This window comes from Enterobacter sp. HMSC16D10 (assembly GCF_001807145.1).
Taxonomy (GTDB): domain Bacteria; phylum Pseudomonadota; class Gammaproteobacteria; order Enterobacterales; family Enterobacteriaceae; genus Enterobacter; species Enterobacter roggenkampii.
This window is the reverse complement of record NZ_KV787892.1, coordinates 104757-123007: the sequence shown is the minus strand read 5'-3', so window position 1 is coordinate 123007 and position 18251 is coordinate 104757. Positions and strand designations below refer to the sequence as shown.

Annotated in this window: 19 protein-coding genes and 1 tRNA gene; 9 read left to right on the top strand and 11 right to left on the bottom strand. The window is 55.9% G+C overall.

Annotated features, from left to right (window positions below):
• Window positions 1-90 precede the first annotated feature (90 nt).
• The gene (gene helD, locus HMPREF3143_RS15775) at window positions 91-2145 is read left to right on the top strand and encodes a DNA helicase IV (RefSeq protein ID WP_070533583.1); all 2055 of its coding nucleotides are present in this window, start codon (window positions 91-93) and stop codon (window positions 2143-2145) included.
• 59 nt (window positions 2146-2204) lie between these two features.
• Here the strand turns inward: helD and mgsA are convergent, their stop codons facing one another.
• Window positions 2205-2663, bottom strand: a complete 459-nt coding sequence (gene mgsA / locus HMPREF3143_RS15770; protein WP_008499922.1) for a methylglyoxal synthase — start codon at window positions 2661-2663, stop codon at window positions 2205-2207.
• A gap of 80 nt (window positions 2664-2743) precedes the next feature.
• A complete protein-coding gene (locus HMPREF3143_RS15765) occupies window positions 2744-3406 on the bottom strand; it encodes a curli synthesis inhibitor (RefSeq protein WP_008499921.1) in 663 nt (220 codons plus the stop codon).
• A 173-nt stretch (window positions 3407-3579) separates the two neighbouring features.
• Between HMPREF3143_RS15765 and HMPREF3143_RS15760 the strand changes: the two genes are divergently transcribed.
• Window positions 3580-3993 carry a CoA-binding protein gene (locus HMPREF3143_RS15760; protein WP_008499920.1) on the top strand — a complete coding sequence of 138 codons (414 nt, stop codon included), beginning with the start codon at window positions 3580-3582 and terminating at the stop codon, window positions 3991-3993.
• Window positions 3994-4030: 37 nt separating this feature from the next.
• Here the strand turns inward: HMPREF3143_RS15760 and hspQ are convergent, their stop codons facing one another.
• Together hspQ and rlmI are read right to left on the bottom strand one after the other, a co-directional pair.
• Window positions 4031-4348, bottom strand: a complete 318-nt coding sequence (hspQ, locus tag HMPREF3143_RS15755) for a heat shock protein HspQ (protein ID WP_008499919.1) — start codon at window positions 4346-4348, stop codon at window positions 4031-4033.
• Between the two features lie 60 nt (window positions 4349-4408).
• Window positions 4409-5599: a 23S rRNA (cytosine(1962)-C(5))-methyltransferase RlmI gene (gene rlmI / locus HMPREF3143_RS15750; protein WP_070533581.1), complete on the bottom strand. Its 1191-nt coding sequence runs from the start codon at window positions 5597-5599 to the stop codon at window positions 4409-4411.
• A gap of 174 nt (window positions 5600-5773) precedes the next feature.
• Here rlmI and HMPREF3143_RS15745 point away from each other — a divergent pair, with 174 nt between their 5' ends.
• Genes HMPREF3143_RS15745 through yccX form a run of 3 tightly spaced genes read left to right on the top strand, consistent with a single transcriptional unit; the run spans window position 5774 to window position 7423 of the window.
• Window positions 5774-6331, top strand: a complete 558-nt coding sequence (locus HMPREF3143_RS15745; protein ID WP_070533579.1) for a kinase inhibitor — start codon at window positions 5774-5776, stop codon at window positions 6329-6331.
• Between the two features lie 10 nt (window positions 6332-6341).
• Window positions 6342-7130: an AraC family transcriptional regulator gene (locus HMPREF3143_RS15740; protein WP_008499915.1), complete on the top strand. Its 789-nt coding sequence runs from the start codon at window positions 6342-6344 to the stop codon at window positions 7128-7130.
• Window positions 7131-7141: 11 nt separating this feature from the next.
• Window positions 7142-7423, top strand: a complete 282-nt coding sequence (yccX, locus tag HMPREF3143_RS15735) for an acylphosphatase (RefSeq protein WP_023617863.1) — start codon at window positions 7142-7144, stop codon at window positions 7421-7423.
• On the opposite strand, the gene tusE is transcribed toward yccX, so the two are convergent.
• The 6 genes from tusE to HMPREF3143_RS15705 form a co-directional block, all read right to left on the bottom strand.
• Window positions 7420-7749, bottom strand: a complete 330-nt coding sequence (gene tusE / locus HMPREF3143_RS15730) for a sulfurtransferase TusE (RefSeq protein WP_008499913.1) — start codon at window positions 7747-7749, stop codon at window positions 7420-7422. The genes yccX and tusE overlap by 4 nt on opposite strands.
• Window positions 7750-7817: 68 nt before the next feature.
• Complete coding sequence (locus tag HMPREF3143_RS15725) at window positions 7818-8369, bottom strand: LuxR C-terminal-related transcriptional regulator (RefSeq protein ID WP_008499912.1); 552 nt, start codon at window positions 8367-8369, stop codon at window positions 7818-7820.
• Between the two features lie 10 nt (window positions 8370-8379).
• A complete protein-coding gene (locus tag HMPREF3143_RS15720; protein WP_048962072.1) occupies window positions 8380-9537 on the bottom strand; it encodes a CfaE/CblD family pilus tip adhesin in 1158 nt (385 codons plus the stop codon).
• 1 nt (window position 9538) lies between these two features.
• Complete coding sequence (locus HMPREF3143_RS15715; protein WP_070533577.1) at window positions 9539-12256, bottom strand: TcfC E-set like domain-containing protein; 2718 nt, start codon at window positions 12254-12256, stop codon at window positions 9539-9541.
• 72 nt (window positions 12257-12328) lie between these two features.
• Window positions 12329-12835, bottom strand: coding sequence for a CS1 type fimbrial major subunit (locus HMPREF3143_RS15710; RefSeq protein WP_021240847.1), 507 nt, complete (start codon window positions 12833-12835; stop codon window positions 12329-12331).
• A 75-nt stretch (window positions 12836-12910) separates the two neighbouring features.
• A complete protein-coding gene (locus tag HMPREF3143_RS15705; protein ID WP_070533575.1) occupies window positions 12911-13654 on the bottom strand; it encodes a fimbrial protein in 744 nt (247 codons plus the stop codon).
• A gap of 308 nt (window positions 13655-13962) precedes the next feature.
• On the opposite strand from HMPREF3143_RS15705, the gene HMPREF3143_RS15700 reads away from it, so the two are divergent.
• A complete protein-coding gene (locus HMPREF3143_RS15700) occupies window positions 13963-14715 on the top strand; it encodes a winged helix-turn-helix domain-containing protein (protein WP_008499907.1) in 753 nt (250 codons plus the stop codon).
• The gene (locus tag HMPREF3143_RS15695) at window positions 14712-15188 is read left to right on the top strand and encodes a hypothetical protein (RefSeq protein WP_008499906.1); all 477 of its coding nucleotides are present in this window, start codon (window positions 14712-14714) and stop codon (window positions 15186-15188) included. The genes HMPREF3143_RS15700 and HMPREF3143_RS15695 overlap by 4 nt, the downstream gene beginning before the upstream one ends.
• Before the next feature lie 56 nt (window positions 15189-15244).
• Here HMPREF3143_RS15695 and yccA read toward each other — a convergent pair whose 3' ends face one another.
• Window positions 15245-15904, bottom strand: coding sequence for an FtsH protease modulator YccA (gene yccA, locus HMPREF3143_RS15690; protein ID WP_008499905.1), 660 nt, complete (start codon window positions 15902-15904; stop codon window positions 15245-15247).
• 270 nt (window positions 15905-16174) lie between these two features.
• On the opposite strand from yccA, the gene HMPREF3143_RS15680 reads away from it, so the two are divergent.
• Both HMPREF3143_RS15680 and HMPREF3143_RS15675 read left to right on the top strand, forming a co-directional pair.
• Complete coding sequence (locus HMPREF3143_RS15680) at window positions 16175-17803, top strand: ABC transporter substrate-binding protein (RefSeq protein ID WP_008499904.1); 1629 nt, start codon at window positions 16175-16177, stop codon at window positions 17801-17803.
• Window positions 17804-17933: 130 nt separating this feature from the next.
• Window positions 17934-18021 (top strand) — tRNA-Ser (locus HMPREF3143_RS15675).
• Window positions 18022-18251 lie beyond the last annotated feature (230 nt).

The window sequence follows — 18251 nt, the reverse complement described above, 5'->3', positions numbered from 1 at the left end:
CAATGATTGTAACGTTTTTTTAGGCTGGAGCACCTTAAAACTGGCAGTTACACTGTCAGGTAAATTATCTCTTCGTGGATTTGGCGGAACATGGAACTGAAAGCAACGTCGTTAGGCAAACGTCTGGCGCAACACCCTTACGACCGGGTGGTTCTCCTTAATGCCGGGGTAAAAGTCTCTGGAGAACGCCACGAATACCTTATTCCGTTTAATCAGCTTCTGGCTATCCACTGCAAACGCGGGCTGGTGTGGGGCGAACTCGAGTTCGTACTGCCTGACGATAAAGTCGTGCGTCTTCACGGCACCGAGTGGGCAGAAACCCAGCGTTTCCATCATCACCTGAACGCGCTCTGGCAGCAGTGGAGTCAGGATATGAGCGTGATTGCCGCCGGAGTGCTTCAAAAGGTGTTGGACGATATCGCGCAAAGCAACGCGCAGCATTCGTGGCTCACCCGTCAGCAGACCGCCGGGTTGCAGCAAAAGATCCGGCAGGCGCTCTCGGCGCTGCCGTTATCCGTGGCGCGTCTTGAGGAGTTTGACAATTGTCGCGACGCCTGGCGCCAGTGCCAGGCCTGGCTGAATGATAAGGATAAAAGCCGACTCGCCCATAATCAGGCCTGGACGGACGCCATGCTCAACCAATACGCCGACTTTTTCAGTACGGTGGAGTCTTCTCCGCTTAATCCGGCTCAGGCGCGCGCGGTGGTCAACGGCGAGCAGTCGCTGCTGGTGCTGGCGGGCGCCGGTAGCGGTAAAACGTCGGTGCTGGTTGCGCGTGCCGGCTGGCTGCTGACGACCGGGGAAGCGGTCGCCGATCAAATTCTGCTTCTGGCCTTTGGCCGCAAGGCGGCCCAGGAGATGGACGAACGGATCCAGGAACGTCTGCATACCCGGGATATCACGGCCAGAACCTTCCATGCCCTTGCCCTGCATATTATTCAGCAGGGCAGTAAAAAAGTGCCTGCTATCAGTAAGCTGGAAAACGACGCGCAGGCGCGCCTGGCGCTGTTTATCAAAACGTGGCGCCAGCAGTGCAGTGAGAAAAAGGCGCAGGCGAAAGGGTGGCGCCAGTGGCTCGAGGAGGAGCTCAACTGGGACGTGCCGGAGGGCAGCTTCTGGCAGGATGACAAACTGGCGCGTCGGCTGGGTTCACGGCTTGACCGCTGGGTCAGCCTGATGCGAATGCACGGCGGAACGCAGGCAGAGATGATTGAAAGCGCGCCGGAGGCGATCCGCGATCTGTTTTCGAAGCGGGTCAAGCTGATGGCGCCGCTGCTGAAGGCCTGGAAAACCGCGCTGAAAGCGGAAAATGCCGTCGATTTTTCCGGCCTAATCCACCAGGCCATCATCATTCTGGAGAAGGGGCGCTTTGTCAGCCCGTGGAAACATATTCTGGTGGATGAGTTCCAGGACATCTCTCCGCAGCGCGCAGCCCTGCTTTCGGCGCTACGGGCGCAAAATAAGCATACTTCGCTGTTTGCGGTGGGTGACGACTGGCAGGCCATCTATCGCTTCAGCGGGGCGCAGCTTTCGCTGACGACCGCATTCCATCACTATTTTGGCGAAGGCGATCGCAGCGATCTGGACACCACCTACCGCTTCAATTCACGAATTGGTGAAATCGCCAACCGCTTTATCCAGCAGAACCCGCATCAGCTGGCAAAGCCGCTCAATAGCCTGCGGGCAGGGGATAAAAAAGCTGTGACCCTGCTGGCGGAAGACCAGCTGGAACCGCTGCTGGACAAGCTCAGCGGCTACGCGAAGCCTGATGAACGTATCCTGGTGCTGGCGCGATACCATCACCTCAAACCCGAGGCGCTGGAAAAGGCGGCCACCCGCTGGCCGAAGCTGCAGCTTGAATTTATGACGATTCACGCCAGCAAAGGGCAGCAGGCCGACTATGTGATTGTTATGGGGCTGAAAGAGGGGAGCGACGGTTTCCCGGCCCCGGCCCGCGAGTCGGTCATGGAGCAGGCCCTGCTGCCGGTGCCGGAAGACTTTCCGGATGCCGAAGAGCGGCGTTTGCTGTATGTGGCCATGACCCGCGCGCGTCATCGCGTCTGGCTGCTGTTCAATAAAGAGGAGCCATCCGTGTTTGTCGATATTTTGAAGAGTATTGATGTGCCGGTGGCGCGGAAGCCATAACGCCGCTGGGCAAGGATGCGTAGGCCGGGTAAGGCGTAGCCGCCACCCGGCAAAAAAAGCTACTTCAATCTCTCTGAAAGATAACGCTGATAGTCCGGAATAAGGATATCTACCGGCGAGTTAAACTGCGGCGATTCGATGATGAAATCCGCCGTCGAGAGGTTTGTCGCCACCGGAATATTCCACACCGTCGCCAGGCGCAGCAGGGCCTTGACGTCCGGGTCGTGCGGAACCGCGTTTAGCGGGTCCCAGAAGAAGATCAGCACATCAATCTTCCCTTCGGAAATCTGTGCGCCGACCTGCTGATCGCCGCCCATCGGGCCGCTCAGCATGGCGTTTACCTCCAGACCCGTTTCGCGCTGGATCAGGTTACCGGTGGTGCCGGTCGCCGACAGGGCGTGCTTTTCCAGCAAAGACTGATGGCGGCGAACCCAGTTAAGCAGCATTTGTTTACAGTGATCGTGCGCTACCAGAGCAATGTGTTTGCGTTCCGGGAGCGTGCGTGTTGTCAGTTCCATAATCATATCCATCAGGTTAACTGCCTACACGATGACGGGAACCGTCTGATGCTGCAAGAGAAAGGCGTAAAAAATGTGGCTTATGATGAAGGTTGTTGTTTTGCCCATTGTAAAAACCGGGCCCGCGTGTCGGCATCGGCCTGCTGGAACCAGAATTTAAGGCGCTGTTCCGTCAGGGCCTGGGACTGGGGAGGAATGACGTCCAGTTCAGAGACGCCGGAAAGCAGCGTACTGTCGTCAGCCATCATGGTGGCAAACTGAGGAAGCGACGCGCGTTTACCGGCTTTGTTATAGGTCTGCGTCGCGGCCTCGTAGTCCGGACCTTTCGGTGAAGTCGTCAGCGCCAGAATATCCAGCTTCGCCGGAATCGGCATCGCATCCCCGTCCAGCAGTTCAATGCGGGGAGACGCGTCGAAGGCCGCTGATTCCTTCTCCGTTTCAAGGCGTGGCAGGGTAATATTCACCTGACTGATTTGTCGGGTATTAAAGCTGACGATCAGCGGCGGGGAGATGTACATCCGTTGCTCGTGATTGGCCAGACCGATCGATTTTTCTACGCGGAATACCAGCTGATGCGGTCCGTTATCCAGCTCGATACTGTCCGCACCGCGCAATAACGAACTGGAGACCTTTTTTCCGTCCAGTACCAGGAGATCAATATCGGTAGAGAGCCGGAGCGTGGTAGCAAAAACGCAGACCGGCATCACTAATGCAATCAGAGCAGTGGCAATACCGGTTTTCATAGAAGGCTCCCGTCAGAAATCCTGTCGCCGCATTAATGTATCTAAATTTTTCGATAATCATGTTTACTAACATATAGACATATTTGGCCGTTTTGCCCTCATGCATCGGTATGGGATGGATGGTTGAGATGTGCGGTTTGGCGTACACTTTTAAAAAAGCCAGGAGAAAAACCATGAAAGAGAACGATATTGCCGAGATTCTGACATCCACGCGTACCATTGCGCTGGTGGGCGCGAGCGATAAACCCGATCGTCCCAGCTATCGGGTGATGAAATACCTTCTCGATCAGGGTTATCACGTCATCCCGGTCTCGCCAAAAGTGGCGGGGAAAACCTTACTGGGCCAGCAGGGTTATGCCACGCTCGCTGACGTGCCGGAAAAAATTGATATGGTCGATGTCTTCCGTAATTCCGAGGCGGCGTGGGAAGTGGCGCAGGACGCTATCGCCGTCGGGGCGAAAACGCTGTGGATGCAGCTGGGCGTGATTAACGAGCAGGCTGCCGTGCTGGCGCGGGATGCGGGGCTGAACGTCGTCATGGATCGCTGTCCGGCGATCGACATCCCCCGTCTGGGGCTGGCGAAGTAATAAAAAAAAGCCCGTTCATCGGGCTTTTTTTACACGCTTAGTTCCGCAGGCGCGGAGCCTGTAACTGTTTGCGGATAGTCTGAGCAAGTTCATCCATAGTGGGTTGCTCCGGATGCTCTTCCTGCAGCTCGCTGCTTAGCTGCGCTTCGGCAAGGTAGGTGTGGACGGGTTGCCCGTCGTCACCTTCCATCACCACATGGTACCAGGGTGCAGCGCGAAGCTCTGCGTTCACCGCCAGCTCGTCTGCTGACGGCTCATCAAGGGAATACTCCGGGTCGATATCCACGACCACACCCAAATACCCGAGCAAAGTGTGGCGGACCTGCTGGCCGATACCGAATTTGCTGGCAATCATAGTCACCTCCCGGGAAATACGACTTACACGTTATGTGCGGGCAATATTTCTCTTTTCAAGTTACATGACGCGACAGGCAAACCCTTTCAGATACAGTCCTTCCGGGTAGGTAGCAATCACGGGGTGATCGGCTGCCTGACGGAACTGCTCTATAAATTGTACATCACGGCCAGCATCTATTGCGGCATCAGCGATGATTTTCTGAAATAAATCTGTGGTCATCAGGCCGGAGCAGGAGAAGGTGAGCAAAACCCCGCCCGGGTTCAGCAGCTGGATAGCCAGCATGTTGATATCTTTATATCCGCGGCAGGCGCCCATCAGCTGGCTTTTGTTCTCCACAAACTTTGGCGGATCCATCACGATGACGTCGAACTTCTCGCCCTGGTCGCGATATTTACGCAGCAGCTTGAAGACGTCGTCGCGTATAAATTCGGCTTTGCTCAAGTCCAGTTTGTTCAGCTCGACGTTCTGTTTTGCCACGTCCAGCGCTTCCTGCGAGGTATCCACGCTAACCACCTGGGCACAGCCGCCCATCAGCGCCGAAACGGCAAACCCACCGGTGTAGGAGAAGCAGTTGAGCACGCGTTTGTCGGCAACGTACTGACGCGTCGCGAGGCGGCTGTCGCGCTGGTCAAGGTAGTAACCCGTTTTGTGCCCGCCCTGAATATCCACCAGCAGCTTCATGCCGTGCTCTTCAATTGGCAGCAGGGCAGGCGGCAGTTCACCCGTGACCGGCCCCTGAGTCAGCTCCATGCCTTCTTTTTTGCGCACCGCCACATCGCTGCGGTCGTAAATGGCGCACTGCGGGAACAGCGTTTGCAGGGCGCTAATCAGCGCAGCGCGCTGGTATTCCGCCCCGGCGCTCAGGAGCTGCAGCACCAGGAAGTTACCGAAGCGATCGATGGTCACGCCCGGCAGGCCGTCAGATTCACCGGCAATCAGGCGGTAGCTGTCCAGCCCGTCGCGTTTAGCCAGCCAGTCGCGCCACTGCTGCGCCTGCTGCAGACGACGCACGAAGAAGTCGATGTCGATGGTTTCGTTTTTATCGAAGGTCCAGACGCGCGCGCGGATCTGGGAGGCTGGCGAGTAGGCGCCTCGCGCTAACCATTTCCCCTGATGGTCAACGATATCAATGGTTTCACCGAGGCTGGCTTTGCCTTCCATACGGGCAACCGCGCCGGAAAAGACCCAGGGATGACGGCGCAGTAAGGATTTCTCGCGCCCTTTGGCTAACACTAAACGTACACTCATAATTTGCTGTTCTGTCGATTTCAGGGAAATGGCGCGTAGAGTAGCACATTCAGCAAGGCGCAATCATCTGCGGATGCCGTTGAGCGTTTCGGCACAAAATCAAATCGCTTAAGCACATTACGGCACTGCGGCGGGATATACAGTGGGATTCCGGTTCAGCAAAGGAAACCCCCCATGAAAAAGCGCAGTGTCATCACAATAGCCGCTCTGACGGCAATGAGTTTTCAGGTTTTAGCCGCAACGCCTTTCAGCATGACCAGCCGGGATATTTCCGGCGACCGGCGGTTAGCGCCACAGCAGGTGTTTGAGGGATTCGGCTGCCACGGCGGTAACCAGTCCCCGCAGCTGGCGTGGAAAAGCCCGCCCGCCGGTACGCAAAGTTTTGCTGTTACGGTATATGACCCGGATGCGCCTACCGGCAGCGGCTGGTGGCACTGGACAGTAGCCAACATTCCCGTGAAGACAATGACGCTGCCCGCTGATGCCGGTAACCCAAATGGCGAAAAATTACCTGCTGGCGCTGTGCAGGGGCGTAATGATTTCGGTTATTCTGGATTCGGCGGCGCATGTCCGCCCGCAGGCGATAAGCCTCACCGCTATCAGATGACCGTCTGGGCGCTGGACGTGGATACCCTTCCCATCGACAACAATGCGAGCGGCGCGCTGGTCGGCTTTATGCTCAATAGTCACGTTCTGGCAAAGGCTCAGTTAACCGCAACCTACAGCAGATAAGGATGAACCGGTGCAGGAGTTCCATTTTCGACATAAACATCTCACGGCGGGTGAAGTGAGTGCCAGCAAAATGCATCGCCTGCATCAGGTTAAGCTCTTTTTCCCGGCGATTTGCCATATCACTCACGGCAGTAAGGTGATTGTGCAGGACGATAACCGCCTGGTGGCCACCCGGGATGAACTCATCATTATCCCTGCCAATACGGCAATGGAGATCATCAATCAGCCTGCAAACGGTCTGTTTCACTCGGACTTGCTGATGTTATCGCCGGAAATCGTTGCCGAGTTTAAAGCGCATTACCTGAAATCCTGGCCGCGCACGACGCTGCATTCGCTCTGCGCTCCGCTGAGCGAGGGGCTGGCGTTTATGTGGGATAACCTGCTGCACGCCGTGCGTCAGGATTTACCGGAGGCGCTGCAAAAACATCAGGCCTTCGGTCTGTTGCTGGCATTGCTGCATGACGGCGTGGCAGGTCCGCTGCTTATCGAGCGAAGCAATAACCTGACTGAGCAGGTGCGACAGTTCATTATGCTGTCGCCCGCCAGAGCCTGGACCGCGCAGGACGTCGCCAGCCGTCTGGCCCTGAGCGTGCCGACGCTGCGCAGACGGTTACGCGAGGAGTCACAGAGTTTTCGTCAGATTGTCGAGGAGGTGAGGATGGCCGTGGCTTTGTCACAGCTACAGTCAACCCGATTACCGATTGGCGAAATCGCATTACAATGTGGGTATCTGTCCAGCTCTCGTTTCACCGCCCGTTTTCGGCAACACTACGGCTGTTTGCCGAAAACGCTACGTTAAGGAGAAGAAGAATGTCTAAAGTCTGTACTATTGCCTGGGTTCACGGCGTCGTTCAGGGCGTCGGGTTCCGCTACAGCACCCAGCGCGAGGCCGTTCAGCTTGGGCTAACGGGATACGCGCGCAACATGGATGACGGCAGCGTTGAAGTGGTCGCCTGCGGCGAAGCGGAGCAGGTCGACAAGCTGGTGGCGTGGCTGAAAGCGGGCGGGCCGCGCAGCGCGCGGGTTGATAAAGTGCTAACGGAACCGCATCAACCCGGCCGGGAGTACGTTAACTTCGGTATTCGCTACTAAATGCACTTCACCGGTTTTGGCAGGCCGGCAATTTTGGTGGCCTGTTTTGCCGGGCCTTTCGGGAACAGACGATAGAGATAGCGGCTGTTGCCTTTCTCTTCACCGAACTTATTGGCCATCGCCTTGACCAGCATGCGGATGGCCGGAGAGGTGTTGAATTCAAGGTAGAACTCGCGCACAAAACGCACCACTTCCCAGTGTTCGGGGGAAAGAGTAATCCCTTCGTTTTCCGCAATTTTCTCCGCCAGCGGTTCGCTCCAGAGCGTTGTATCTTTCAGATAGCCTTCGCTATCGGTCTCAATTTCCTGGCCTGCAAAAATGAACATAATCTTCTGTCGTAGGTGAAAAATCGGCGACAGTGTAGCAAAAAAGCGGGCTCAGGATAAACCGTGACCTACAGGAGCAACTGAAGCAGGTTGTTGGCATTGAGCTTCTTCAGCGCGTTGCATTTATGGGTTGAAACCTGTTTCTCCGACATGTGCGTCACGATGGCAATGTGGCGGACCGGCAACCCGGTCAGCATCAGATCGAGCACGTTGAATTCAGGAACGGTCAGGCAGCAGTCCAGGCTTCGAACGCGGCGTGGCTCTTTTGCCAGCAAATACGCCGCATCGGCAACGGCGATCCGGTCGTCGATGATATAAAGCGTTAGCGTACTGAAACGCTTGCGTAAATGCGTCGCCAGCGCCCACCCCTTTTCGTTGCAGACCAGATAAAGACTGCCTTTCCAGCGGGCGGCTTCCAGCCTGAGCAAAATATTGATCAGCGCCTGATGCGTCGCCGCCACGGAAAAACGGCAGCGGACGACAATCACGCGGCGGGTAAGCAGCGTTGGCTGCCATTGTACGGTATCGCTCTGGACCTCTAACTGAACGCCCCGACGCAGCAGCGCATAGCGCAGTCCTTCGGCGTAAAATCGATTATTGTCGAGAATGGCGTAACTCACGGTGACCTCGTTATAACGTGCTGGGCGTATAGATGACGCGCAGCGTGCCGGTATAGTCGCCCGCGTTTTTGCTACTGGCGGCGAACGCGGGGGTTTTCAGGATAATTGGCGCAGGAATGCACAGTACGCTCTCGCGTCCGCCGGGCAGCACGACCTGACGCAGATACTGCGGATCGTTAGTGCCTTGCCAGACTACGGTTTTACCGTTCGCGACGGTTTCGGTTGCGCCTGTGACGGGATGGGTAACGGAGACCTGATAGTCGAGACGGTCCCGCGCATCCGTCTGGCTTCCACCGCGCCGCCGGATAGAAAACGCGCCTTCGGCACGTCCCGCAGAGGGAAGCCCGTCATCTTCAAAACGAAGATAGGCGCGGGTGCTGGTGCTGTTTTTGCCGTCGTACAGGCACATATCCAGCGTGTTTTCCCCCTTGATCTCGCTGCCCCCGGGGCGCCCCGGGAAGTTGGTCAGGTTGAGGTTAACGATGGGCGTGGAGTGCGGAAAGGCTGGCAGGTAAATCTGCTGGTTTCCCGGGTCGACCACCTCAATGCGAATATTTGCCTGCCATTTGGCGATGGTGAGATAGCCAGGACAGCCGACATTCACGTCATTGAAGTTGCCGCCGCAGTCGGCGCTTCCCCACTGGCGCAGGTTCTGCTTCAGCGTGGCGGTCCAGATCCCCGGCAGGGCGAGCTTATCCAGTTCGCTTTTCACGATATAGAAATCGAAGTAGGGCTCTCTGTTCCAGTTAGCAATTTCCGTCGTCCCTCCCGTGACAAAGCTGGCAAAGGTGAACACTTTATTGTTGATAAACATGTAGTGATCGCCATACACCTTGATATTCACCGTCTTGCCGGTAAGGGAATGGGTAAACGCTAAATTGATGGCATAAGGCGCGGCCGGGTTCGCCGAGAACCAGACCGGTGAGTTCATGCAGGCGCCGTTCGTGGTATCGGTACGGGACTGACAGGTCAGGGTATTGCGTCCCCACTTTTGCGGATCGGCGGCGTCAAAGCCACCCGATTCATGAAACCAGATGTCAAAACGGGCGGGCGGCGCGGTGCGATCGAAGCTGATCCCTACGCTGGTATTTCGTCCCGCGGGAGAGCCTGCCAGCGTCTGGCTGGCCCACAGGCTTAAGAACAGTAAAATAAAGAGGCACTTAATCACATCATTTCCCTTTAGTGAGGCTATCGGTGTTCATGGCAGTCGGTCCAGCAGGGACCGACCGTCCGGCCAGCATCAGCTGTGCCTGCTGCTGGACGGCATCCGGCAGGGCGGAGAAGGTTAACTCCTTACAGGGGATCGACCCGACATAACGCACCACGTCGCGCATACTCTTCACGTTCAGCGCGCACTGATAAAACTGCTGCTGACGCACCAGGTAGAGGTTATGCAGCAGGGCGTCGCTTTGGGCGCTAAACCCGCCGTTGCCAAGGTCGCTCCAGCCGTTCACGTTCAGCGGCACGCCGCCGATAAACGGCGAGTGACGCTCGTCGGTTAACTGGCCGAGCCAGGTGTAGCTTGCGGTGGTTTGCACGTCCCGGCGCAGCAGTTTGCCAGGCACCATAAACAGCGTTCTGCTGCCCGATCCTTGCGTGATTTCACTGCTGGCTCCTCGTGAGACATCCAGCGATTCGTTAACCGTCAACGTTGTCTGCTGATAGCCCGGCACCGCGAAGAGGGCGCGGCTATTGCCTGGAATATCGGCACTGCCGCCGTTATCCAGCGACACGGCGACGCGCGGATCCTGAGCATCTTCCGGCGTGGTCACGTTCACCGCGACGGCGGAAGCAGGGCGACCGTCGCTCCAGCGGCCCAGCCAAAGGCCAGAGCGGGACAGCGCAAACGTCGAGCTGTAGTTGCCGCTGCTGCTCAGCGTATGGCGACGATCCTGACGATCCCAGGCGTCGCTGACGGTCAGACTCCCGTTGCCATATCGTCCTCCCTGGCGCGTATAGGCTGAGGTATTCAGCGAGTCGCTGTTAATGCCCGACGCGCTGAGGCCGTACTCATTTTCGCCGCGGGCATCGGCATACCAGTTATGCGCCACGTTGTAGCTCAGCTGGTTTTTTTCACGTTGCTGGTGCTGCCATGTCGCGCCCAGAGAGGTGTAGCTTGACGCATCGCCCTGGCGGTTATGCGCCATGGACAGGCTCACGCTCAGGTAGCCGCCTTTATCCCTGCCTTCGCGGGCGTCATCGTTACGCATGAACAGGTTAATGCTGCTGTTAATGTTCAGGCCATGAGTGCTGAAGGCATTGCTCAGGCCAGCCTGCCAGGCCCGCGTGCACGAGCGGGTCATATAGACCGATTCCCACGGCAAACCCGCATCGTGGCGATCGTCACTGTCCGGCAGCTCCCGGCGTGAAACGTACCGGCCTTCGTTGCGGTTATCCGAATACCCCAGGCTCGCATACCAGGCGCCGACCGGGACGGAGAACATCACCGAGAGGGTGCGATAACAGCCGTTCACGGCGTCAAATCCCGCGTTTTGGGTGTTGCAGTTTTCAGCGGATAACGCGTTGCGATAGACGCTCAAAGAAAAACCGTCGTTGTAGCTGATTTGCTGAATATTGCCGCGCTGGCCTTCGCTGCCGTAGAGGTAGCTAAATCGGGTACTCAGCACGCCATCGATCGGGCCCGCGTTGAAGCCCCGGCTCCAGTCGAGCGCGTTCTCCAGGAAACGCTGATTTTTCTTGAACGTTGCGCCGCTGGTCAGCGCCAGCGTCGGGGTGACGGGCAAACGAACGCCCGCCTGCGCAACCGCGCGGCGCTCTTCGTTTTGATCGCTATTATCGGTTTCGCCCGCCTGCAGGAACCACTCGACGCGGTCAAATGGCGTAATGCCGGTTCGGGTAAACGGCACCTGCTCGGTGCGCGTCAGCCGATTATTTTCATAGATGGAGAGCGTCACGGTGTAGCTCCCGTCCGGGAACGATCGCGTGTCCAGGGTTTGCGCTCCGGCATTCAGATAGAAGCTCGCCAGCAGCTGGTTGCCCCGGCGGGCGTCGATACGCGCGTCATGGGAAAGCAGCACGGTAACAGGGGTTCCCTTCGACTGCTGAACCGGGTTCATCCACGCCCGTGTTGAACCCGTGCGCAGGCCGCGAATTTTGCCCAGCGGCAGCTGGCTGAGGGTGATATTTCCGCCGGCATTGCTGAACAGATCGCGGGTATCCATCTCGCCTGCCTGGACGTAGTACTGACGCAGGATATCCTGGCGGAACCAGGCGTTGTTGACGGTGACCTCCTGCTGCTGCTGGTGCCGTGAACGCTGCCCCAGCCAGGTCCAGTCGAGATTCACATAGCCGTCCTGGGTGAGCGCCAGCGCGCCGTTGCCCTGCACGGTGGCCGACTGATAATCCCTGTCGGCAACGAAGTTAATGTTTTGTTGATGGATCAGCGCATTTTCGGTGCCGTGCGTGGGCTGATACCATGCATTCTCTGCCGTCTGCTTAGGCAGAAATTTCTTGTCCAGGAACAGGTTAATGCGGGCGTTATTCTCGTCATAAATAATGGCCGCGCGATCGGTATCGATGTAATCGCAGCCCGCTGCGGAGCCGTTGCTGCTGCAGGCCAGGCTGCCGTTACGGGCAAGCGGAACGGCCAGCGCGGCAGAGACGGTGGCAACGAGGGATGGGGCGTCATTAAACCGGCGTTTGATGGCCTCTACCACGGTCTCAGGTGCGACAAAGCTCACCGTTTCAAGCGTGATATCCGTTTCAAAAAGGCCCAGCGATTCGCCGTAGAGGTTCACCTCTGTCCACAGGCGCTGCGTCTTTGCCAGATCTTCAAAACCTGGTGGGACGGCCAGCCCGGCGCAGGCGAGTTGGATGGAAGCGGGTAACAAAGCAACAAAGAGGAGAGTATTTCTGTGAAACGCCATGAACGAGCCTCGACATCATCCTGACGTCAGAGGGTGGGCACCCTCTGACGTTATTCCTTAGGTGCTGTGGTGTTACGCACCGCCTTCCGTGGTCGTCGCCTGCGTCAGCATCAGGCTGACAACGCCGCTGTACTGACCGGTTTTCAGAATGCCTTTGGTGGTCTGGGAAATGGTCAGCGGCAGTACCGCAGAACCGTTTTCAATGCTCCCCGGGAACAGTTCGGTACCGGTGTATTCAACATCTGCGGTAGAGAGGGTTTTATCGCCCAGCTTCACCGTCATAGGGATGGTTTCAGCACCGTCGGCATTCGCCAGCTTCGCGGCGCTCACCAGACGGACTTTCACATTGCTGGTGGCGGAGTTAGACCACACCTTGGTATTCAGACGGTAGCTTTCCAGACCGCGGCCAGGCAGGTACTGCATATCGATGCTTGCCGGCAGCGGCGTGTTATCGGCCTGAGTCATATCCAGCTGTGAATCAACGCTGGCGTTGACGGTAATATCTTTTTGAATCGCCAGCGCGCTAACGGACGTGGTCATCGCGGCAACAATCATCAGAGGTTTAAAGTACTTACGCATTGATATCTCCATATTTACAAATGAGCACCCTGGCTCTTTAAACAAACCCTGTGGGGTTTTTACGGTGGCGTCGTGTTATTGCACGACGGGTAAATCAGCTTCTTCAGCGCTTTTATTCAGCCAGTTGAAGTAGCGGAATTTATATTTCTGGCCTTGTACCTTCGTGAGCGTTTTTAATTTCCGTTCGGTGTCCGGATAAATCGTCGCGTCTTCTTTAATCCATCTACACGATGAATCCGCATCACAAACACCGATCTCCCTGAGCGGCACGCGCAACGTGCCGTTGTTTTTTAACGTTCCCCTGAGAGGGTCAATCGTCAGTGAAACCACGCTTTTTTCCGGTGCGAGATGGATCAGGGCGCCCCAGATCACATTGACGCCCAGTCTTGCCGTCGCCGCAGGGCTTTCTGCTTTGCCCGGAATAATGCTTTCAGGCTGCTTTACGCCTTCAAAATAGACGCGCCAGGTCGTCTCTTTTTCCGGTGGTGCAAGCGATACCAGGCGAACCACGCGCATTGCGCCTGCCGCAAGGGCGAATTTTTCCGGTGTGACAACAACGCCACCTTCTTTCCACGAGGCCACATCAATCTCTTTTTCCTGGGGCGTGCCGGGATTAAGAATTTTCTTTTGCCTCACCCGAATGAACTGAATATCATCCGTTTTTGACGCCACCTTAATTTGCGCCGCACCGGACTTATCCACGTTAAGTTCCATGGGATACACGCTCATATTGGCCAGTGCCATTTCTGAGAAAAATGGCAATGACAGCGCGGCGATATAAAAGGCAGTTGTCTTATTCACACTTTTTTTCTGTTTCACTTTCTGTCCGCCTGCGTTGAGTTCATTCCCGGCGCATTCACAACGGGACACCCTCTGCTAACGTATTGCTTCAGGGCAGGGAAACTTTAACCAGAACAGCGGTTTGTGAAAATTTGTATTAATTAACTCGTTATATACAGTTTTTTATCCTGCTTTCCTGGCTTTAAGGTTGTATAGTTAAGCGAAAATACCGCGATCCGGGATGGGGAGAAAACTCCTTCTGATGAAAAAACAATCAGTTCAGGAGGCGATTTTCTTGTCGTTGTATCAGGGATTAAAAAGCATGCGGTAACAGCCGAGAATAAAAGATGTTTTTTATATGCAATAATTCGTTGTTATTCGATCCTGAAGCACATGCAATAAGTATTGTTGGGCAACCCGAGTCTGTATTAACGCTTTCGGCTCCGGCCGTTCGTCTTTTACAGGAGTTTATTCGTCATAAAGGGCGCGACCTGAGCCGGGAAGAGTTGATCACTCGCGTGTGGGAGGAGTTCGGCTTTACACCGTCGGGAAATAACCTCAATAAGGCGGTAAGTGAATTACGCAAAAGCTTCCACGCCCTGGGCGACAGCCACGACTATATCGTGACCGTGCCCCGGTTTGGATTCCGCTTTGACGCCGACGTTATTTTTAAGCCCGCAGAGAGCGTTACGCCCGAAGTATCTCAGCCGTCCGTTGAGCAGCCGTCAGGATATAAGCGTTTATCCAAAAAGTGGTGGTTGGTTTTAGCGGTATTAACGACGTCAGTCGTGGGGTTTAGCCTGTTTTTTAGCCGACAGCTTGAGATAACCGTACCCGCAACACTCAAACCCGTTAAGGAAAAAATAGCTGGCTGTCGGCTCTGGGTGATCAACGATCATGGCCGACCGCTGGTGTTATCAAAATTGGCCGAGCTGCTGAAGAAAAATAACGTCGCGTGCGAGCGCGAGGAGTACAACATTTATTATTTCAGCGCCCGCTTTTCGCTTGCCGCCGCCGATGAGGTTTTCATCGGCGCCTGCCCGGTGAGTGAAGCCAGCCTGTGTAAAACTATTCGCTATAAAAGCGGGGCGGAAGAATGAAAAACAGACTTCTGTTCGGACTGGGTGGCGCAGTCGTTGGCGGGGCGTTTGCGCTCTTTATCTACACCGGCGGAGCCTATAAGCGCGATGCGCTGGCCTGCAGCACCGAGTTTAATTTTACGCGCAATCAAGGAAAGGCAAATGAAGTGAAGGTCAATGCCGTTGCCCAGTTCTATTTTCATCGTAACGGCACCGGCCTGACCACCTACAAAGGCGCTGCAAAGGCTGAAGGTAAGAGCCTGATCGTTGACAGGGACGTGGATTTTACGTGGGAGCGACGGGACGATGATAAGGTAATTGTCCTGAGCTACACCAAGACCTGGCGTCGACACAATGACAACACCCCTGATGCCCAGTGGGGAAGCTTTGCCAGCCCGACCGCACGCTACTATCTCACGATCTCTGAACTCTCGCCTTCCGTATGGCTGATTCAGGACCGGCGTTACCCCACCTATATTTGCCGGGGTGATTAAGGCATAAAAAAAGGAGAATGCCGGGGGCATTCTCCTTTTTGTTTCAGCAGGTCAGCTTAATCGCGGCTGGCGAAGCCCAGGATGCTCAGCAGGCTGACGAAGATGTTGTACAGCGACACATACAGGCTCACGGTGGCGCGGATATAGTTCGTCTCACCGCCGCGAATGATGTTGCTGGTTTCAAACAGGATCGCGCCGGAAGAGATCAGAATAAATACGGCGCTGATCGCCAGGTGCAGAGCAGGCAGCTGCAGGAAGATGTTGGCCACCATACCCACCAGCACCACCACAACACCCGCCATCAGCATGCCGCCGAGGAAGGACATGTCCTTACGCGTGGTCAGCACGTAGGCCGAGCAGCAGAAGAACACCAGCGCGGTGCCGCCCAGCGCCATACCAATCACGTCACCCATTCCGGCGGACAGATACGCGTTCAGGATTGGCCCCAGGATGTAGCCCAGGAAGCCGGTGAAGGCAAACGCGGACAGAATACCGACCGGTTTGTCAGCGGTTTTGTAGGTCAGGAACATCAAACCATACATACCCACCAGGGTCAGGATCAGCCCCGGAGACGGCAGCATCAGCATGGTGCTGGCGGTGGCGGTGATCGCCGAAAACGCCAGCGTCAGGCTGAGCATGAAATAGGTATTGCGCAGCACCTTGTGGGTGCTGAGTAGCGATGTGCGGTCGCGTGAGGAAGTAATTATACGATCCATGAGTCACTCTCTTATGACAGATGTAATTAACGGAAAGAATAGGAAACGGCGCGTCACTCTCAAAGTGGTTTTACCCATCTTTACTCAGCAGGTTAGCGCGGGACCTGGTTTTTTCTTCTGCATAAATACGTTTCACCAGTATGAACAGCGGTTTGACGCGATTAATCAGATCAACCTCTTATAGGTTACTGAAAATTATTGCGTTATTACCATAAGGCCGCTAAGAGTTATTTCCGGATCGTCACAAAAACAGACAATAAGGCGAAGGACATGAAACCACAAACACGCACGCGCTTTACGCTCTCTTTACTTACCGCCGGGATCCTGTGCGCCAGCACGGCGACCTGGGCGGCTAACGTGCCGGCAGGAACCGCGCTGGCCGATAAACAGGAACTGGTCAGGAATAATGGCAGTGAACCGGCTTCGCTCGACCCGCATAAAGTCGAAAGCGACGTCGAATTCAATATTATCAGTGATTTATTCGAAGGTCTGGTGAGCGTTTCCCCGTCGGGTGACGTCCAGCCCCGGCTGGCGGAAAAATGGGAGAACAAGGACAACACCGTCTGGACGTTCCATCTGCGTCCGGGCATCACCTGGAGCGACGGCACGGCGATTACCGCAGAGGATGTGGTCTGGAGCTGGCAGCGCCTGATTGACCCGAAAACGGCGTCACCATACGCGAGCTATCCGGGCAACATGCATATCGCCAACGCGGCCGATATCGCTCAGGGGAAAAAATCCCCCGACACGCTGGGCGTGAAAGCCATTAACGACACCACGCTGGAAGTGACGCTCACCCAGCCAAACGCGGCGTTCCTCGCCATGCTGGCGCACCCGTCGCTTGTGCCGGTGGATAAAGTGCTGATTGGCCGTTTCGGCGAAAAGTGGACCAAGCCTGAGCACTTCGTCAGCAGCGGGGCGTATAAGCTGTCGCAGTGGGTGGTCAACGAACGCATTGTGGCGGAGCGCAACCCGCGCTACTGGGATAACGCGCACACCGTGATTAACAAGGTGACCTACCTGCCCATCACGTCCGAGGCCTCGGATGTGAACCGCTATAAAGCGGGCGAAATTGATATTGTCTACACGGTGCCGATCAACCAGTTTGCCCAGCTCAAGAAAACCCTGGGCAGCCAGCTGGATGTTTCTCCGCAGCTGGCGACCTATTACTACGAATTCAATACCACCCGGCCGCCGTTCAACGACGCCCGCGTGCGCAAGGCGCTGAACATGGCGCTCGATAAAGACATCATTGCCGGAAAAGTATTAGGGCAGGGGCAGCGCCCGGCGTGGCTCATCAGCCAGCCGGACATCGGCGGCGTAAAGCTCCAGAACCCGGATTACGCCAGCTGGCCGCTGGACAAGCGCATCGCCGAGGCGAAAAAACTGCTGAACGAGGCCGGATATAACGAAAGCCATCCCCTGAGCTTCAACCTGCTCTATAACACTTCTGAATCGCACCAGCGCATCGCGATTGCCGCCAGCTCTATGTGGAAGAAAAACCTCGGCGTGGACGCGAAGCTGCAAAATCAGGAGTGGAAAACCATGCTGGATACCATGCACACCCACAACTTTGACGCGGTGCGTTACGCCTGGATTGCCGACTACGACGACGCGGCGACGTTCCTGAACAACTTCCGCACCGGCGACAGCGAAAACACCAGCCAGTACAGCAATCCGGAATACGACCAGGCGCTGGTGAATGCCGCAAAAGCCAAAACAACGGAAGAGCGAGGTAAGTTCTACCAGCAGGCGGAAGATCTGCTGGGACGCGATGTGCCGGCCATTCCGGTGTATCACTACGTCCGTACGCACCTGGTGAAACCGTGGGTGGGCGGATTTACGCCGGATAAGCTGGGGTACTATTACACGAAAGACATGTACATCAAAAAACACTAGGCCTGTGCTGATAAAATCGTCGATGTGTTGTCAGTTCAACCGATTAAACACGTTTTGACTATTTTTACAGCGAACGATTGCTGGCACTCTTTACAGCACGCGGTGAGGTGTTTATAGTTCGCCTCACTCAGGAAGTGTGGCCGAGCGGTTGAAGGCACCGGTCTTGAAAACCGGCGACCCGAAAGGGTTCCAGAGTTCGAATCTCTGCGCTTCCGCCAGATATAAACCCCAGGTTACTTGTGAACCTGGGGTTTTTCTTTTGGATTAGCCGATCCGCCTCACATTTTTAAGACCCGGTTATTTCCCTGTAAAACCCCGGCGTTATCATTCACCCCGTAAATACCTTTTCATCGCTTACCGAGGCTTTGATGCTGGAGAATGTTGTCATCAGATAATCAGCTTCCCGCCCTTTTCAGGACGGACTGGTTATCGCTGCGCTTAAACCTTA